This is a genomic window from Hymenobacter ginkgonis, from assembly GCF_009755225.1.
GTDB classification, from domain to species: domain Bacteria; phylum Bacteroidota; class Bacteroidia; order Cytophagales; family Hymenobacteraceae; genus Hymenobacter; species Hymenobacter ginkgonis.
In genome coordinates this window covers 16,888-34,458 of sequence record NZ_WQKZ01000002.1, presented here as the reverse complement: position 1 = coordinate 34,458, position 17,571 = coordinate 16,888, and the positions used below count along the sequence as shown (strand labels likewise).

Annotated in this window: 18 protein-coding genes; 6 read left to right on the top strand and 12 right to left on the bottom strand. The window is 55.5% G+C overall.

Features of this window, described 5'->3' with window-relative positions:
- Positions 1-17 precede the first annotated feature (17 nt).
- Positions 18-1,064: an RluA family pseudouridine synthase gene (locus GO988_RS05940; protein WP_157562969.1), complete on the top strand. Its 1,047-nt coding sequence runs from the start codon at positions 18-20 to the stop codon at positions 1,062-1,064.
- A gap of 83 nt (positions 1,065-1,147) precedes the next feature.
- On the opposite strand, the gene GO988_RS05935 is transcribed toward GO988_RS05940, so the two are convergent.
- The 9 genes from GO988_RS05935 to mazG all read right to left on the bottom strand — a co-directional run bounded on the left by GO988_RS05935 (position 1,148) and on the right by mazG (position 9,468).
- On the bottom strand, positions 1,148-2,767 hold the full coding sequence (locus GO988_RS05935; protein WP_157562966.1) for a tetratricopeptide repeat protein: 1,620 nt from the start codon (positions 2,765-2,767) through the stop codon (positions 1,148-1,150).
- Between the two features lie 71 nt (positions 2,768-2,838).
- On the bottom strand, positions 2,839-3,864 hold the full coding sequence (locus GO988_RS05930) for a PstS family phosphate ABC transporter substrate-binding protein (protein WP_157562963.1): 1,026 nt from the start codon (positions 3,862-3,864) through the stop codon (positions 2,839-2,841).
- Positions 3,848-4,120, bottom strand: a complete 273-nt coding sequence (locus GO988_RS05925; protein WP_157562960.1) for a hypothetical protein — start codon at positions 4,118-4,120, stop codon at positions 3,848-3,850. The genes GO988_RS05930 and GO988_RS05925 overlap by 17 nt, the downstream gene beginning before the upstream one ends.
- A 140-nt stretch (positions 4,121-4,260) precedes the next feature.
- Positions 4,261-5,070: an energy transducer TonB gene (locus tag GO988_RS05920; RefSeq protein ID WP_157562958.1), complete on the bottom strand. Its 810-nt coding sequence runs from the start codon at positions 5,068-5,070 to the stop codon at positions 4,261-4,263.
- 159 nt (positions 5,071-5,229) lie between these two features.
- Entirely contained in the window at positions 5,230-6,054 is an 825-nt protein-coding gene (locus tag GO988_RS05915) for an energy transducer TonB (protein WP_232341427.1), read from the bottom strand.
- Positions 6,051-6,545 (bottom strand): ExbD/TolR family protein, encoded by a 495-nt coding sequence (locus GO988_RS05910; RefSeq protein WP_232341426.1) that lies wholly within the window; start codon positions 6,543-6,545, stop codon positions 6,051-6,053. The genes GO988_RS05915 and GO988_RS05910 overlap by 4 nt, the downstream gene beginning before the upstream one ends.
- 75 nt (positions 6,546-6,620) lie before the next feature.
- Positions 6,621-7,256: an ExbD/TolR family protein gene (locus GO988_RS05905; protein WP_157562952.1), complete on the bottom strand. Its 636-nt coding sequence runs from the start codon at positions 7,254-7,256 to the stop codon at positions 6,621-6,623.
- A gap of 197 nt (positions 7,257-7,453) precedes the next feature.
- Positions 7,454-8,335: a MotA/TolQ/ExbB proton channel family protein gene (locus GO988_RS05900; RefSeq protein WP_157562949.1), complete on the bottom strand. Its 882-nt coding sequence runs from the start codon at positions 8,333-8,335 to the stop codon at positions 7,454-7,456.
- Positions 8,336-8,631: 296 nt separating this feature from the next.
- Positions 8,632-9,468 (bottom strand): nucleoside triphosphate pyrophosphohydrolase, encoded by an 837-nt coding sequence (gene mazG / locus GO988_RS05895; RefSeq protein WP_157562946.1) that lies wholly within the window; start codon positions 9,466-9,468, stop codon positions 8,632-8,634.
- A 183-nt stretch (positions 9,469-9,651) separates the two neighbouring features.
- Between mazG and glmM the strand changes: the two genes are divergently transcribed.
- The 4 genes from glmM (at position 9,652) to GO988_RS05875 (ending at position 14,845) form a co-directional block, all read left to right on the top strand.
- Positions 9,652-11,046: a phosphoglucosamine mutase gene (glmM, locus tag GO988_RS05890; protein WP_317164802.1), complete on the top strand. Its 1,395-nt coding sequence runs from the start codon at positions 9,652-9,654 to the stop codon at positions 11,044-11,046.
- A gap of 79 nt (positions 11,047-11,125) precedes the next feature.
- Complete coding sequence (locus GO988_RS05885; protein WP_157562943.1) at positions 11,126-12,274, top strand: cysteine desulfurase family protein; 1,149 nt, start codon at positions 11,126-11,128, stop codon at positions 12,272-12,274.
- A 98-nt stretch (positions 12,275-12,372) separates the two neighbouring features.
- On the top strand, positions 12,373-13,419 hold the full coding sequence (locus tag GO988_RS05880; protein WP_157562940.1) for a ComEA family DNA-binding protein: 1,047 nt from the start codon (positions 12,373-12,375) through the stop codon (positions 13,417-13,419).
- Positions 13,420-13,579: 160 nt separating this feature from the next.
- Positions 13,580-14,845 (top strand): PepSY-associated TM helix domain-containing protein, encoded by a 1,266-nt coding sequence (locus GO988_RS05875; protein WP_157562939.1) that lies wholly within the window; start codon positions 13,580-13,582, stop codon positions 14,843-14,845.
- Between the two features lie 101 nt (positions 14,846-14,946).
- Here the strand turns inward: GO988_RS05875 and GO988_RS05870 are convergent, their stop codons facing one another.
- Positions 14,947-15,519, bottom strand: a complete 573-nt coding sequence (locus tag GO988_RS05870) for a helix-turn-helix domain-containing protein (protein ID WP_157562936.1) — start codon at positions 15,517-15,519, stop codon at positions 14,947-14,949.
- A 10-nt stretch (positions 15,520-15,529) separates the two neighbouring features.
- On the bottom strand, positions 15,530-15,895 hold the full coding sequence (locus GO988_RS05865) for a hypothetical protein (protein ID WP_157562933.1): 366 nt from the start codon (positions 15,893-15,895) through the stop codon (positions 15,530-15,532).
- 187 nt (positions 15,896-16,082) lie between these two features.
- On the opposite strand from GO988_RS05865, the gene GO988_RS05860 reads away from it, so the two are divergent.
- Positions 16,083-16,391: a hypothetical protein gene (locus GO988_RS05860; protein ID WP_157562930.1), complete on the top strand. Its 309-nt coding sequence runs from the start codon at positions 16,083-16,085 to the stop codon at positions 16,389-16,391.
- Positions 16,392-16,484: 93 nt separating this feature from the next.
- Here the strand turns inward: GO988_RS05860 and GO988_RS05855 are convergent, their stop codons facing one another.
- The gene (locus GO988_RS05855) at positions 16,485-17,555 is read right to left on the bottom strand and encodes a YncE family protein (RefSeq protein WP_157562927.1); all 1,071 of its coding nucleotides are present in this window, start codon (positions 17,553-17,555) and stop codon (positions 16,485-16,487) included.
- Between the last annotated feature and the right edge of the window lie 16 nt (positions 17,556-17,571).

Sequence of the window (17,571 nt, the reverse complement as noted above, 5' to 3'; positions counted from 1 at the left end):
ATCCCTTATCGCATACCATGCTACTGCCTGCCGACCCTGATTTAGAACCCGACGAAGCTGGCGAAGGCGATGAGCTTTATGAGCACCATCGCATAGTGGCCGACCGCGGGCAGGAGTTGCTACGGCTCGATAAGTTTCTGCTGAACCGGTTAGCTAACGCGTCGCGCACTAAAATTCAGGACGCTATTCGGGCTGAGGCCGTGCAGGTGAATGGCCACATCACAAAGCCCAACTACCGCGTGCGGCCGGCTGATGTTATCACCATTACGCTGCCCGAGCCGCTGCGTACTGGTAAAGTAGAGCCTCAAGAAATGGCGCTGGATATCCGCTACGAAGATGCTGACCTGCTTATCGTGAATAAGCCGGCTGGTATGGTAGTGCATCCGGCCTACGGCAACTGGGAGGGAACACTGGTAAATGGCCTTGCTTACCACCTCCAAAACCTGCCTACGGGCCGCAATGGTGAGATTCGCCCGGGTCTAGTGCATCGCATCGACAAAGACACTTCGGGCCTGCTCGTTATTGGCAAAACGGAGTGGGCCATGACGCACCTCTCGCAGCAATTCTTTCATCATACCATCGAGCGCAGTTACCTGGCGCTGGCTTGGGGTGCCTTTCCCGACGATGCGGGTACCGTGCGGGGGCACATTGGCCGCAGTCTGCGCGACCGTAAAGTACAAGCTGTGTATCCTGAGGGCGAGCAAGGCAAGCACGCCGTGACGCACTACCGCGTGTTAGAGCGCTACGGCCCCGTTACGCTACTCGAATGCCGCCTCGAAACCGGCCGCACCCACCAGATTCGGGCGCATATGCAGTACCTGGGACACCCACTCTTTTCAGACGCCACGTATGGCGGCGACCGCATTCGGGCGGGCCAGGCTACGGGTACTTATAAGGCATTTGTTGAAAATTGCTTTGCGCTCATGCCTCGGCAGGCATTGCACGCCCGCTCGCTGGGCTTTGTGCACCCTACTACCGGCGAAAAACTATACTTTGAGGCTGAGTTACCAGCAGATTTTGCGGGCGTCTTGGCTAAGTGGGAAGGCTGGGCCGCCGCGCAATAGCCTACCCCTCACTTCATAAAAAAGGCCCCGTTGCATTGTTGCAACGGGGCCTTTTTTAGTAATAGGCTATATCCAGCGGTTCGCTATTTCTTAGCGGGCGTTGTAGCCTTTTTAGTTGGCGTGGTGCGCGCGCCGCCACCTTTGATGATTTGCATAGCACCGGTAGCATCCTTGTTGGTGGGGTCTAATTCCAGTACCTTCTGGTAGTAGGGGGTAGCAGCTGCTTTATCACCCTTCTGCAGGTTGTAGTAACCGAGGTAATTATTAGCCTCAATCAGGCCGCTCTTGTATCTGGTTGGGTCGGCACTAGTTACCTCAATGTACTTCTCGTAGTAAGGCTTAGCTAGGCCTTTCTTCGAGTCGGGGTCGAGGTTAAAGTTAGCCTGAGCACGGGCCTGGTAAGCAGGCGCGTAGGTTGGCTTGGCAGTCGTAATAATGTTATACACGCTATCAGCCTGCGTATATTGTTTGTTGCTGCTATAGGCGCTGCCCAAACGGAACTGGTCAGCTAGGTCCGGGTTGGTTTTGGCCCGGTAAATACCGATAGCAGACTTGTAATCCTTCTTAGCGGTGTAGGTAGTAGCCAAGTCGTTTTGCAGGTCGGCTTTCTTGGCTGGGTCAGTAGTCAGCGGAATGGCTTTCTGGAGCACCGAAAGCGCTTCATCGCTACGGCCGGCCTTAATCAGAATTTTGCTCTGGTACGAGTAATCTTCTGGGATAATCTTATCGGCCGGCGCAATTTTCATGTACTGGTCCATGGCCGTAGCCGCGCCAGCATAATCGCCGGTTTCGTACAGCAGGTACCCCTTGAGGCGGTTCATGGTCAAGTTACTAGGCTCTACAGCCAGTACCTTATTCACTTCAGCTAGCGCCTCGGGATACTTTTTGGTTAGGTACAAGAACGAAGCGTACTCAGCATCCGTGTTGGATGATTTTTCGGCTTTGGCTTGAAACTGTTGAAAAGTCTCGAGGGCTTTAGGATACTGCCCAGCCGAATAATACATCTCCGCTAGCTCCCGATAAGCTGGGGCATAGTTAGGGTCAATAGCAATGGCTTTGTTCAGGTTCTCTAAAGCAGAGGCACCATTGCGGCTACGCACGCTCAAGACCCCTTTTTTGTAGAATGCCTCGGTGTAGTTCGGGTTGGCTGCCGTAGCGCGGTCGTAGCTGGTCATGGCTTCGCCGCCACCGTTGTCGGTGTGCAAATAAATGTCGCCACGGGCAACCATCAGCGCCGGGTCATCTTTCTTATTCACTGCTTGCGCAGCATCGACGTAAGAAATAGCTTTAGTGATGTCTTTGACATCCGACTCGCCATATGCCTGGGCAATCATGGTGAGCACTTTAGCGTCTTTGTTCTTAGTTGCTTTAGCAGCAGCGTCAAATTTGGCTGTGGCTTCGGCATCCTTGCCTTTTGCCAGCAGTGCGCGGCCATCGGCTACCATCCCAAAGGGGGTAGGGCCCGCAGCACGGCCAAAATAGTAGGCAGCTGAGTCGTTCAAATCCCGCATCTGGTAGATGCGTCCCAGTTCAAAATTGGCTTCGGGGCTAGCGTTACCGCGAAGGGCGGCACGTGCTTCGTTATAGCGACCCAACTCAATGGCCTTTTGAGCGGCAGCTACAGTTTGGGCGGTGGCGGCCGTAGCGCCGGCCCCTACGGTGAGGGCGGTCAGCAGCAGCGGTTTCCAAGGCTTTAAAGACATAAGTCGAAGGAAAAAAGGGGAAAATCGGGTGAAGAACTAGTGTGATATTACGCTAGAAACGAGTTAGGAGTTCAAATGCGCTTCGGAGTGCTCACGATTCGGGCTTGTACGTTGGCTGGCATCAGGCCCGATTTCTGGAAGATAAGCTGGCCTTTTTGCCCGGCTATAAAGGAGACAAAACCCGTGCCTAAGCCCGTCCGCGCCTCGCGGCTGATGGCGTAGATAGTGCGGCGCAACGGATAGTTTTGCAGCGCCGGGTCGGCGGCAATCTGCTCAGCGGTTTTCTGCGCCAAATACACTTGGTAGGGCTGGATATAGTCGTCCTTAGTGGGGTTGGCCCGGGCCGTGATGCTTGCTACCCGCACTTTGCGCAGGAAGCCGCGCACGTTGGGGTCATCAAAGTCAGAAATCCAGTTGACGCCCACTACCCCAATGGCACTGGGGTGGGTAGCCACGTAGTCAAGCAGCTTAGGATTTGACTGAGCCGCAAAGGCCTTAGGCGTGAGGGCTGCCCCGCGCAGCAAGGTGTCGCGCAGAAACCGACTAGTACTGCTACGGTTGGCATCAAACACCACATTGATACCTCCTAAGGATTTGTGGCTGCTCACTTGGCTCCACTGAGTGGTTTTGCCCGCAAAGATGTCGCGCAGCTGCGCCACGGTCAGCAACGAGTCGGGGTTAGACGGGTGCACAATAATTGCCAAGCCATCAATGCCGATTCTAGTAGCGTGGGGCTGCATTTGCTGCTTATCCAGTACCTTCTTTTCTTCGACGTTCAGCTCGCGGGAAGCTACTATCACCTTTACCTTGTCGTTGAGCAGATTTAGAAAAACACTGTCCTCGGGTTGGTAGGCAGCCTTTACGTGTGCTTCCGTGTAGAGCTTCTGGAAGGTATCGACCTGCGACTCCAATACGGGAGCAAACGTTTCGTCAACGCTGATAGACACAGTGCCACTGGTGGGCGTATCGCTAAAGTCTTCGCCCCCAGCCGCGCCCTTACCCCCGCTGTTGCAGCTAGGCAGCGAGCAAGCCACCAGCAGCAAAGCTGCCAGGGTAGTGCGGCCAGACGTACTAAACAGCTTAATTAAATTCTTCATCTTGGGGAGTGGGTTTGCGAAACTGCGTGCGAAGCGTACGCACGAAGCGGATAAGACCATATAGAATGAACACGGTGCCCAGCAGCATGCGCGTTTTGGGCCCAAGGGGCAACAGCGTGCCAGCGGGGGTAGGTTCGTAGACGGTGAGCCAGAACCAAGTGCCGAGGGCCGCATAAACTAGCGACATAAACAGCGTAAAGAAACGCACTATTCGTTGGGGCGAGCCCAGGCGCTCTTCGGTGGTGGGGATAGGCATTGCGCGAAGCAGTAGGTGGATATCCATAACCCACACGGCAACCCAAAATGTTCGGGGCTAGTGTAGGCATAGGAATCAATCTGCAAAAAAGGGGACAAAACTTCGTTTCTCCCAATCATTCTGCTTAGGATGGCCCGTTATTACTGGACTTTAAAGGTAATGGGCAGCGTGAAACGCACGGGTACTGCGTGCTTACTTTGGTAGCCGGGCATCCAGGCGGGCATTTGGCGTACTACGCGCTGGGCCTCCTCATCAAGGCCGTAGCCCAAGCCTTTTAGAATAGTAACGTCGGCAATAGTCCCATCTGCTTGCACTACAAAGCTTAGAAAGACGCGCCCTTCAGCCTGGGCTGCCAGCGCAGTGGCAGGGTAGCGTAGGTTCTTCTGCAAGTAGCGTAGCAAGGCGGCTTGCCCACCCGCAAACTCTGGCATTTTCTCTACTACTATGTAAGGACCCGTTACTGCTGAAGTAGCATCGCCATCATTATCGCTGGTAGTAGGGCCAGTAGTAGGACCCACCTCAGCTAGCCCGTCAGCCGGATTGGTTACTGCTGGTCCGGCAGGGCCATCAATTTCTGGCGTAGTTAGCTGCGGTTTGGGAAGGGGGGTAGGCGTGTTATCCTTAGTAACTTCAGTAGGGATAGTAGCCGCCACATGTGTGGCCATTCGGCGGGCAGGAGGCGGCGTAATAACTGCCTGCTTGGGTGTCTCCACCGTAAATTTCTCAAGTGCTAGCTCAGCTGGATGAAGGGGAGCTATAACAGGCACTACAGTAGGCGCTAAACGCTGCCAAATACCCCAGGCTAGCAGTAAAGTAGCGCACAACGCAACCGTGATACCACCTGCCGAGGCTAAATGCTGGCGGTAGGCTTGGCGCAAGGCATACGCGCCATAAGCTTGGTTGCGGCCTTCAAATACAACATCATCAAGGGAAGCGGGAAACAGCGACATAAGTAAATGAGGAAAAAGGGTGAGTAAAAATCACCGGTGGCCACCAGTATCCTCCTGATGCTGGCAGCTACTATTTTCCACATGCCAGCGCCAAAATTAGCTGCACAAAAAAGAGCCTTAACTACGAGGTAGTTAAGGCTCTTTGAGTAAGCGCGAAGCTTATTGAATTTTCAGCGTAATCGGTACCGTAAACGACACTTTTACTGCCCGGCCATTCTGCTTACCAGGGATGAATTTTGGTAGTGCTTTAATCGAGCGCATAGTCTCGGCATCAACCGTCGAAGTAAGACCTTTTACAATCTTCACGTCCGAAATATCACCATTCTCGTCAACCGTAAAGCTGGCAAATACCCGGCCTTCGGTCTGGTTACGCAAGTCAGCAGCAGGGTAGCGGAAGTTTTTCTGAATAGCAGCTACGATGGCTCCCATGCCGCCTCCACCAGGGAGTGCGGGCATTTGCTCTACGTAAGTGTATACTTTGCTTTCTACTACCTCTTCTACTACTTTATTGCCTTCGCCACTCAGGTCGCTAAGGTCAGGAGCATCGGTGTTACCTTTTACAGACACAGTAGCTACTGTTTTATCCTTTAGCTCTTCCTGGTCAGGCACCTCTTCCTTTTTCACCTCTTCATCCTTTTTCACTACGGGTGGGGTAAACTTAACCGTAGTGAGCTTGGGGGGTGGGGGTGGGGGCGCCTCGGGGGGCGGAGGTGGAGGTGGGGGTTTGGTTTCGTCCAGAGGTGGTGCATCCATTAGCACGTTCTCCTTCAAGTTGAGCACCTCTTTGGGCTTGCGCTCTTCCAGCATTTTAGCAATGGCTGGAATGAACACCAGTAGCAAAAGCAACGCTGCCCCAATGATGAGAGCCCGCGTTACGTGCCGCCCGTAGATACGCCGCAACTGATAGGCCCCGTACTCTCGGTTACGCCCCTCAAATACGATGTCATTCAAGCTAGCAGTAGCTAGCTGCGCATTGTCCATCATAGCAGTTTCTGGGTTTTAATGAGGTCAACGTCTTTCTTAGAGATGTCAACCAACGCGTATTTCTTCTGGTTGGTGATGTTCATCTCGTCCAGGATATCTACCATGTTCTTATACTTTGCTTGTTTGCCATCAAAGACATAGGGCTCGATAAGAATAATAGGCTCTGGCTGCTGTTTCTGACGGTCGAGGAGCACCTTGCGGATACCATTGGCCGAGAAGTCAGTCACCTTTATCTCAGGTACTGGTACACTCTTGTCAGTAGGCTCATTCAGGCCAAAGTAGTAGAACACTTTGTTGTCGGGAGCCAAGATGATAGTCACGGCCTGTGAGGCCTTGATTTTCGTCTGCTCGTCGGGGTTCGGTTTCTTATCCTTCACCGGCATCGTGAGCTGCATCACGTTAGGCTTGGCGAAAGTAGTGGTGAGCATGAAGAAGGTTAGCAACAGGAAGGCAAGGTCCACCATAGGCGTCATGTCGATTTTAGTCGACATTTTTTTCGCCCGTTTCTTGCCTCCCTTTCCGGAGTCGCCGCCTTTTTGTTGGATTTCTGCCATGATAAATTAAATTTATTGGGCCGCACCAGCTACTGGCTTCATTTCGAGGCTCGTTACCAGGTTAAAGCGGTTAATGTCTTTTTCCTGCAATTCTTTGATAACTGTCTGCACAGTTTGCACATCCGCATCGCCATCGCCGCGGATAGCCAGAAAGGTAGGCTTTTTGAACAATGCTGCGTTCGCTTTACGGGCCTCCATTATCCAATCAATCATTTGATTGTTGAGCGAGTCGTATGGAACGCCGGGCAAGCTAGGATTCAAAGCCTTGCGCTGCTCAGTGTCTTTATCAAGGTATGAACCAAGCTGGGTAATCGGCACGCCAAAATTAGGCATGAGCGAAAACTGCTTGATTTGGCTTGGTGTGAAGGTGACGCCATATTTAGCGCCAACAGCCCTGATAGCTGCTTCCTTTACAGGTGCTTTATCGTAACCAAAAAAGACACGCTTCTTGCTGTCGATGGTCAGCGTCAAGATGTCGCTTTCGGGTGCCCGAAGGTCCGAGGTGGAGGACGGGGGGTCCACTACCACAGCTTCGTCGGGGCGAAACTGCGTGGTCAACATAAAGAATGTTACCAGCAGAAAGGCCAGGTCAACCATCGGGGTCATGTCCAGCGATGGTGAAGTGCGATGCGGTTTTACTTTAGGCATTGCCGGGATAAGTTAAGAATGGCAGGCGGCGGGCATGAAATGAGATAAGCTGACTAGAATACTACCATCAGCGGGTCGCTGGGCGAGAGCCGCTCATACAGGCTGATGCCAGTAGCACACTAATTGCACACGCAGCCGAAAAAAAAGTTGGGGCGGTGGCGCGGATAACGCTACCGCCCCTCTTTTTGTGCCAGTGCTTACGACTCTTGGCCTTTGTTGCCGTGCTGGGCAGCGAAGGTTTGGATGATGCTGAAGCCGGCTTCATCGATGCTGTAAGTCAACTCGTCAATTTTGCTGGTGAAGTAGTTATACCCCACGATAGCCAAGGCCGAGGTACCGATACCAAGTGCCGTGTTGATAAGTGCTTCCGAGATACCAGTTGCCAGAGCAGTAGCATCAGGGTTACCAGCTTGGGCAAGAGCCGAGAAGGCCTTAATCATGCCGAATACCGTGCCGAGCAGACCGGTCAGCGTAGCAACCGAGGCAATAGTCGAGATGATAACCAAGTTCTTCTCCAGCATTGGCAGTTCCAAGGCAGTGCTTTCCTCGATTTCTTTCTGGATGGCCAGAACGCGCTGGTCGGTATTCATCGTGGTTTCGCGGCCCATTTCCTGATATTTCTTCAGGCCAGCGCGTACTACGTTAGCTACCGAACCTTTTTGCTGGTCGCAAAGGGCAATAGCACCGCTGATGTCGTTCACATTCAGCTTCTGGCGTACCGAGCGCACGAAAGTTTCGATGCTCTTGCTGCCTTTAGCTTTCGAGATAGTGAGTGCCCGCTCAATGGCGAAGGTGATAACGCAGAGCAGCATGGTCATCAGCACCGGTACGATAGGGCCGCCGCTGTGCACAATGCCCAGGTAGTCACCAGGCTTTGGGTTGTTCTCGGGGTTGTTGCCCAAGAAGTGACTCGGGTCGCCCAGTACAAATTTAAAAATCAGTACACTGATAATAAAGCTGAGAACGATAACGATAACCGAAAACAGTGAGCCACCACCGCTGCTTTGAGCAGGTGCAGCCTTGGGGGCGGCCGGCGCAGCGGGCCGAGCGCTCGGGTTTACAGCATTTTTCTGTTCCATGTGTTCGGGAAATGTAGGAGGTGGGGGTTGGTTGGGTGAAGGTAAAGATGAAGCGGAAAATGAGCCAAAACGCCGGTGCCAGCCGATAAATAACTAGCCAGCTTGTGGGACTTTCGGGGCCGAATCTACGCCGAAGCCATGAAAATAGCTGCTAAGTTGAATTTTTTTTTGCTGGACCTGTCTTATTCTGCGTCGGAAAGTTATTGAAACAAGTCTAAGTTTTAACTAATTAGTGCGCTCATCCTAGCTATTTTTCTCATGAAGAGGCGAACGGCAACTCCTAGGCTAAGGTTGGGCTAGGGGGTAAGGTTGGCTTGGCGTTTGGCTTCTTCCCAGTAGACATCCATTTCAGCTAAAGTGAGCGAAGCCAGCGACTGGCCTGCGCGTGCCGCCGCCGCCTCTAGGTGCTGAAAGCGGCCAATAAATTTACGATTAGTGCGCTCTAAAGCCTCTTCAGGGTTGATACCGGCGAAACGCGCGAAATTGACCAGCGAAAAGAGTAGGTCGCCAAACTCCTGCGCGGCCCGTTCGGCGTGGGCCGCGTCGGTTGGGGGCTGGCCGTGGCCGTATTCTTGGCCAAACTCGGCCAGTTCCTCCTGCACTTTGCCCCATACCTGAGCTGGGTTTTCAAAATCGAAACCTGCCCCACGCGCTTTTTCCTGAATGCGCATTGCCTTAATCAGGGCGGGTAGGGAGGTTGGTACGCCGCCCAATACGCCGCCGGTATTGCCCTTTTCCTTCAGCTTCAGTTGCTCCCAATTGCGCTTAACGGCCGCTTCATCGTCGGCACGCACGTCGCCATAGATGTGCGGGTGGCGATAAATCAGCTTTTCGCACTGTGCATTTAGGGCATCGGCGATGTCGAAGGCGCCCTGCTCAGCGGCAATGCGGGCGTAAAAAAGCAGATGTAGCAGCACGTCGCCCAATTCCTTTTTGAGGTCGGGCAGGTCTTGGCGCAGAATGGCATCGCTTATCTCATACGTTTCTTCAATTGTGAGATGGCGCAGGCTTTCAAGCGTTTGCTTCTTATCCCAGGGGCATTCTAAGCGCAAGCGGTCGAGCACATCTAGCAGGCGGCCAAAGGCTTCGAGTTGCGCCGGGCGGCGGGTGGGGGCAAGCAGTGGGTTTTCCATAAAAAACTAAGCAGGAGAGTAGAGCACTGCTCGTCGGTGAAAAGGGCTGGGGCGTCGGTTGAGGTGGCCTAATGGCCGACCAAGGGGGTAGGCGAATCTAGGCGAACGGCCAAGCAAGCGCAGCAAAAACCGGCTAACAACCGCCTACCCTGCCTACTTTTGCAAAGCTAACAAAGACAACCTGTGACCCTCATAAAATCTATTTCCGGCATCCGCGGCACCATTGGTGGGCCGGCCGGCCAGGGCCTTACCCCCCTCGACGTGGTAAAGTATGCCGCCGCCTACGGCACCTGGGCCGCCGCCCAGCAATCGGGCAGCAAGCTTATCATTATTGGACGTGATGCCCGAATTTCGGGCGAAATGGTGAGCCGGCTGGTAGCCGCCACGTTGCAAGGGCTGGGCCTCGATGTGCTCGACTTGGGCCTGAGCACTACGCCTACTGTTGAGATGGCCGTGCCGGCTAAAAACGCAGCGGGTGGCATTATCCTCACAGCTTCGCACAACCCCAAGCAGTGGAATGCGCTAAAGCTGTTGAACGCGACCGGCGAGTTTATCTCGGCTGCCGACGGCGAACAGGTGCTAGCACTAGCTGATAGTGAGAGCTTTGACTTTGCTTCCGTCACCAAACTCGGCAGCTACACTACGGATACTGAATTTCTGGCTGAGCATATCGCCGCTATTCTCGCTTCGCCGCTGGTGGATGTGGCGGCCATTAAAGCCCACAATTTCCGGGTGGTGGTGGACGCTGTAAATAGCAGCGGCGGCTTCGCGGTGCCGCAATTGCTGACGGCCCTGGGGGTAGAAACCATCGAAAAGCTGCATTGTGAGCCCACCGGCGACTTTGCCCACAACCCCGAGCCGCTGCCTGAACACCTGCGCGACATTGCCAAGGTGCTCGAAAAGGGCGGCTTCGACCTCGGTATTGTGGTAGACCCCGACGTGGACCGCCTGGCGCTGGTGAGCGAGAACGGCGAGATGTTTGGCGAAGAGTACACGCTGGTGGCCGTGGCCGACTACGTGCTGGGCCAACGCGGCGGTGGCAACACCGTGAGCAACCTAAGCAGCACCCGCGCCCTGCACGACGTGACCGAAAAGCACGGTGGCACCTACACTGCCGCCGCCGTGGGCGAGGTGAACGTGGTAACTAAAATGAAGGAAACCAACGCTGTTATTGGGGGGGAGGGCAACGGGGGCATCATCTTCCCCGAACTGCACTACGGCCGCGATGCGTTGGTAGGTATTGCACTGTTTCTGACGCACTTGGCTAAGTCGGGTCTCACTATGAGCCGGCTGCGCAATTCCTACCCCAGCTATTTTATCTCGAAAAATAAAATCGAGCTTACCCCCGATATCGATACCGATTTAGTGCTGACGCAAATGGAGCAGCGCTACGCCAAGCAGCCCGTAAATACCATCGACGGCGTCAAAATTGAGTTTGGTAAGGAGTGGGTACACTTGCGTAAGTCAAACACCGAGCCTATTATCCGCATTTATGCCGAGTCGGACTCCAATGCCACGGCCGAGCATTTGGCTCAGAAAATCATTGCTGATATTAAAGAAATAATATTGGTGAAGTAGTTGATAAGGTGAGCGGTAGCTTGCCGACTAATAGCTATTCTGGATTCACTATAAAGGCAAGCTAGTGCCTGCTCTACCTATGCACGCTTACTTCGATAACGCCGCCACTACCCCCCTCGACCCCGAAGTGCTGGATGCCATGCTACCCTACCTGCGGGAGCACCACGGCAACCCCAGCTCGCTGCACGGGCCGGGCCGGCAGGTGCGCTCGGCTATTGAGGTAGCGCGTAAAACGGTGGCGCAATTGGTGAATGCTGCCCCCAGCGAAATCACGTTTACGTCGGGGGGCACGGAGGCTGATAACTACGCTATTTTCGGCAGCGTACGTTCGTTGGGATTGCGCCACGCCATTACGTCGCCGCTCGAACACCACGCGGTGCTGCATCCTATGCAAGTCTTGGCCAAAAACGGCGAAACCGAGCTGAGCTACCTGCGCCACGATGCCCAAGGCCGCCTCGACCTGGCCCATTTGGAAGAGCTACTGGCCACGCACCCGCGCACGCTGGTGAGCCTCATGCACGGCAATAATGAGTTGGGTAACCTCAACGACATCAAGGCTATCGGCGAAATATGCGCGCGCTATAATGCCATATTTCATACCGATACGGTGCAAACGATGGGCCACTACCCCCACGATGTGCAGCAGCTCACTAACCACTTCCTGGTAGGTTCGGCGCATAAGTTTCACGGGCCGAAAGGGGTAGGGTTTTTGTACCGGCGGGGCGGAGTCGATGTGGCCCCGCTCATTCACGGTGGCTCGCAAGAACGCAATGTGCGCTCGGGCACTGAGAACGTGTATGGCATCGTGGGCTTGGCAAAGGCCCTCGAAATTGCCTGCCGCGACATGGCTGCCCACCAGCAGTATATCCAAGGGCTGAAAGACCGGTTCATCAGGCAGCTGCAAGCTGGCATCGAAGACGTGCGCTTTAATGGCTTGTCGGCCGAGGCTGACCAAAGTCTCTACACGGTGTTGAGCGTAAGTCTACCCCCTTCTAGCATCAGCGAGATGCTGCTTTTTAGCCTGGATATTAACAAGGTAGCTGCCTCCGGTGGTTCGGCTTGCACGAGCGGCGCGCAGCTAGGCTCGCACGTGCTTGAAGCCCTGGGCGCCGACCCCGAGCGCCCCACCGTGCGCCTTTCGATGAGCCGGCTCAACACGATGGAGGAAGTAGATTTTGCCGCTGCTCAACTTATTAAGCTCTACCAGCCGGTAGCCGCCAAGGCTTAAGGCAACGTTAAAATAAGCGGACCGCGCCGGAATATTCTCAGGCCTCGCTATACTTGCAGGCTGCTGCATAGGAGTAGCAATATTCTAGCCTGCCCTTCATGCCTCTCGTTCAGCCGCCGCCCCGCCCACCGCGCACGCCTTGGGGTAGGGGGCCGGTCTGGCGCTGGCTGCGGCGCTACTTTGGCTTTTCGCGGGCCGAAAATCGAGGCTTTGTGGTGCTCGTGGTGCTGGCTTTGGTAGCGGCGGTAGTGCCCGTATTGTTGCGCCCAGCCGCGCCAGTGTATTTGCCCGAGGCCGACCAGCACCAACTCAACCAGTGGGCCGCCAGTCTGGCTACCCGCCTCGACTCTGGCCAAGCCGCCGAGCGCCGAGCTTATGCGGCGCGCTACCCCGCTCGGCGCACAGGAGGGGGTAGGGACCAGTACCCAAGGGTACCGCAGGTATCGCTAGCTTCTTTCGACCCCAACGCCTTGGTGGCTAGCGAGTGGGAGGTGCGGGGCGTGCCGCACTTCGTGGCGGGGCGCATTGTCAATTATGGCCAGAAGGCGGGTGGTTTTCGAGTTAAAAGCCAGATTCAGCGTATTTATGGGCTGCCCGATTCGGTGTACCAGCGCTTAGCGCCATTTATGCAGTTGCCCACCGAACTGCCAGCGCGGGGTGCCTACGCCAGCCGCCCGTATGCCGATAATGCTGCGGGAGCTTTCCCGACTCGGATGCCACGCAAGCCAGCGCATTTGCAGCCTTTCGACCTCAACCAAGCCGATACCACGCAGTTGATGCAGATAAAAGGTATCGGCCGGGGCCGCGCCAAAGGCCTGGTGAAGCACCGTGCCGAACTCGGCGGTTTTGTGAGCGAAAGCCAGCTAAGCGATTATTTCATGCTGCGCGATGCGCCTGACCTCGTGGATAGCCTGCGCAAATACACCTTTGTAGCGCCTGGTTTCGCGCCCCGGCCGGTGCACCTCAACTCGGCCACTTTCGACGAATTGTGGCCGCATCCTTACGTAGGCAAGCCTTTGGCGCGCCTTATTGTGGCCTTTCGTACGCAGCACGGCCCCTACAAAACGCCAGAAGATTTGCGGCAGATTAAAATTCTCAAGCCTGAATCCTTTCTGCGCTTGCAGCCCTACCTGCGCTGCGATTGAGGGGGTAGGCCTACCAGCCAAGCTACGTGGGGTGTGCATAGGCAGCGGTCGGTCGTTATTACCAGCTTGATAGAGGAATTTGCGGATTTTGCCGAGTAGAACGCTGATGTTTATTTGAATTCATTCTAAATTGCGGTTCAATTTGTTTGCCTTCACCGTAATGACAGTATTTTTTCGCCGTATTCACCTCTACTTGGCCTTTGCTGCTGGCTTGGTTTTCTTTGTGCAATGTCTCACGGGTACCATTCTGGTTTTTGAAGAAGAAATAACCCACCTACTGCATGCCGAGCGCTACGAGGTGGCGGTGCCCGCGGCGGCTACCCCCCTCTCGCTGGCACAGCTTACGGCGGCTTTTCAGCAAACTCACCCCAAGGATAAAGTGCTTGGCTTCAAGGTGTACGCCGAACCAACGCGTACGGTAGAGCTGAGCTTTAAAGACCCCAAAGCCAAAGCGGCCGGCCGCTTTGGCCCTGATGGCCCCAACGCCATGCGCCGCGAAGGCCCCGATGCTATCGAGCGCGGGCGTGGGCAAAAGCCCGGTGGCCGCGGCCCCGGCGAAAGAGGAAAGGGCCGCCCCGAACGCAGCAGCACGGCCTTCCTCAACCCCTATACGGGCCAAGTTGTAGGCACCTTAGATGCTCAGGAACGCACGCTATTCTCGGTGGCTGAGGATGCCCACCGCCGCTTGCTGGCTGGCGAGGTGGGTAAGATGCTAACGGGCATCTCAGCCATTTTTATCCTCTTCATCACGGCCACGGGTATTGTGTTGTGGTGGCCTAAAACGCGTCAAATGCTGACGGGGCGCCTGCGCATTAAGTGGGATGGTAATTGGAAGCGCATCAACCACGACCTGCACATTGTGCTGGGCTTTTACTGCTCGCTGTTCTTACTTGGATTGGCGCTTACGGGTGTTATCATGTCGTACCGTTGGGCTACCGAAAGCCTGTTTTGGGTGACGAGTTCTAAGCCCACGGTGGGCATTGCGGCGCCAGTTTCGGCCTACGTGCCCGGCGCCAAACGCATTGCCTACGATGCAGCGCTGCAAACTGGCCGGCGCACTTACCCGCAGGCCGAGTTTTGGCGCGTGGGGCAGCCCAAGGACTCAATAGCCGCCGTGCCAGTGAGCGCGCCTAGCGCGCTGCCGCTGCGCCATAATGGCTTGGATACCTTATTTGTAGACCGTAATACGGGGGCTGTATTGGGCCAGCATTTGTACAGCCGGCAGTCGGCCGGCAACCAGCTGCGCCGCCTAACAAAACCGCTGCATACTGGCGAAATTGGCGGTATTTGGACCAAAATACTGGTGTTTGTTATCGCCCTCATCAGCCTCACATTTCCGGTTACGGGCGTGCTGCTGTGGCTAAACCGCACGCGCAAGAAAAAGCCAAAAAGCCGCTTGGCCCCTACCCAGTCGGTAGTGGGGTAGGGCAACCTAGAATAACTGCCAACAAGTGCGTCCCGCTTGCCATCGCCTAGGTGATAGCAAGCGGGCCGCACTTGTTGCTGGTACTGATGCTTTAGAACAGGCTAGCCGAGCGAATCTAGCGAGAGGCGGTCGGGCTGCATAAGGCGGCGAAACTCGCTCACCGAGCGGCCCGTCACTTGCCGAAACTGGTTGCTCAGGTGCTGGCCCGAGCTGTAGCGCAGCTGGTCGGCAATCTGCACTAGCGTCATTTCGCCGTAGCTGAGCAGCTCTTTCACGCGTTCTATTTTCATGCGAATGAGGTACTTCTCAATAGTGAGATTGGCCGTGCGCGAAAACACTTTACTCAAGTGCGAATAGGTAGTGGCAAAGCGGTCGGCCAGAAAAGCCGAAGTAGTGAGCGGCGCCGGCGCGGTACGCAAATGCTCTAAGTACTCCTGTAGTACCCCTTTGATTTGTTCAGTCAGCTGCTCGGCCCGGTCCAGTAGCACATCAAAGCCCGCTTCGCGCAGCAATGGCGCTACGGCGCGGGGGTCAACGGGTGAGCTGGGCGCCAGGCGAGCTTGGCCCAGGGTAACAGCCATTGGCTCGTAGCCAGCCTTTACCAATAAATTCTGAACCGCCTCCACGCAACGGGGGCAAACCATATTTTTGATGTGCAGCAAATTGGTTTTCAACGGAGTAGAATTAAGTAGATGAAGTGGAGGACCGGCGCGCCGCCGCTGGGCGCGCGGTTGAAGCAGGGGGGGTAGGCGCCCGCCGTTTGGCCGGCGGAGTGGCCTTACCCGACCAGCCCGACCCGAACCAATGGGTGGTTGCCCACCCAATAAACGGGATTACGGCCAGAAAAGTAACAGCCAGTAGCCAGAACCATACGAAAAACGCCGAAAAGAGGCGACCAAAAAAGTGGTCTTCGGCGCCAAATAAATACAGAACCAGCGCTAAGCTGATACTTAGGCTGACGCCTGCTAGCCAGCCTACGCGCTGCCAGCGGTAGGCCGCCAGGCGCTGGCGCAGGCGTTGGGAGCGGGATAACGTAGCAGAACGGGCCATTGACGGGCAAATTTACCGCCGGGCGCGCAAGTAGCACGCCGCTGCCGCTTGGAGCACCACAACCCGCACTGGCATTTTGCGGTATGGGCAGGCAGCGGCGAGGCAGTAGCTTCGCCGTTACGTTGCGCGTTCCATTTTTTCTCACGCTGAGCTACCCATTGGGGTAGCATTTCTTTTTCTTTCCTTTATGAAGACCCATACCTTCCGCCTGCTCGGGCTGGCCGTGGCCCTACCCCTCGCCCTGAGCGCCTGCAACTCAGGTACTAAAGCTGGCGATACCAACGTCGAGCGGGGCTCGGCTAAGAAGATGGAATCGAACACCGAGCCTTCCCGAACCGGTGACAACAGTGGCGATGCCAACGGTAGCAAAACCAGCAACGGCGACTCGCTGGCCGCCGGCATTAGCCGCGACACGGTTCACCGGCCTACCGGTAAGCAAATTTTTAACTCGACCGACCGGGCCATCGACCGCAACCACGATGGCATAGCCGACTAGGCACGTGGCCAACCGGCCCACCAAAAAGGGCTGCCCCAACGCTGGGGCAGCCCTTTTTGGTGGAGCTATATACAGCGGCTGGGCCGCGCCAGGCTAATAAAATACGAAGCCATTGGGGCCTACTTTTACTGTAACCGAATCGATAACCTTGCCGCCGGCGGCTGGGTAGTGCAGGAAGTAGCCATTGGTAGTGTAACCCGTAGAAACAGCCCCATAAAGGGTGTTGTCGCGCGGGTCGATGCCAAAGCCGTTGAAATCGCGGCGCATAAAGGGCGTGGTGGGCAGCGCTGTCGCCGTCGTACTCATCTTGTACTCGGCCCCGTTAAAACCGTAATACAGCTGCGTTTTGTCGGGGCTAATGCGCAGTTGGTGGGGGCTACTTCCGCTAAAAGCCAGCTTCAGCTGCGTGGCCGGGCTGGCCGCCGCGAAGCGTACCAAGGCGGCCGGCGTGCTGCTGATGACGTTGTACGGCGCCGACGTATTGTAGACCGTGAAGCCCGAGCACAGCGCCCAGAGGTTGTTGGCTTGGTCGGCCACCACGTTGCGTGGGCCATCGCTGACAGTGATAGTAGAGGTTACTTTATTGGTAGCCGCATCAATAATCGATACCGTATTATCGTAGCTATTAGGAACATACAATAGGCCATTGAGCGCAATGAGCTGCTCAGGGCAGCGGCCTACCGTGATGCTGTCGATAACCGTGTTGGTGGTTAGGTTCAGCACCATCACCTTGCCGGGCTGGTAGTTGGTATAGGGCCCGCGCCACGACGTAACGTAGCCCCGCGTGGCCGACGTAGCGGCAAAATAGCGCGGCTGCCGGATGTTGCGGATAGTTGCAAGAGACTTAAAATCGGGGACGCTCACAACTTCTACTTTATTGGAAGCATTGACGCAGATGTAGCCCTGCGTGCCCGCAATGCCCATGTCCTGTATCACGTCGCCGAGCGCTGCGCCGTTGTTAATTGTGCTAAAGGCATCCGTCAGCAAGGCTTTGCTGGTGGTACCAAAGGCGCTAATGGTGCCGTCGCCCTTGCCAAACTGGCCTTCGCTGAGAATATAAACGCCCGGCGAAGAAGGCACCGAAGGGCCGGTGTCCTCGTTTTTGGGGTCGCAGCCCACCAGCACGGTGGCTCCTAGCAATAAGGCAAGCAGAGATTTTTTCATAGGGAAAGAAAAGTGC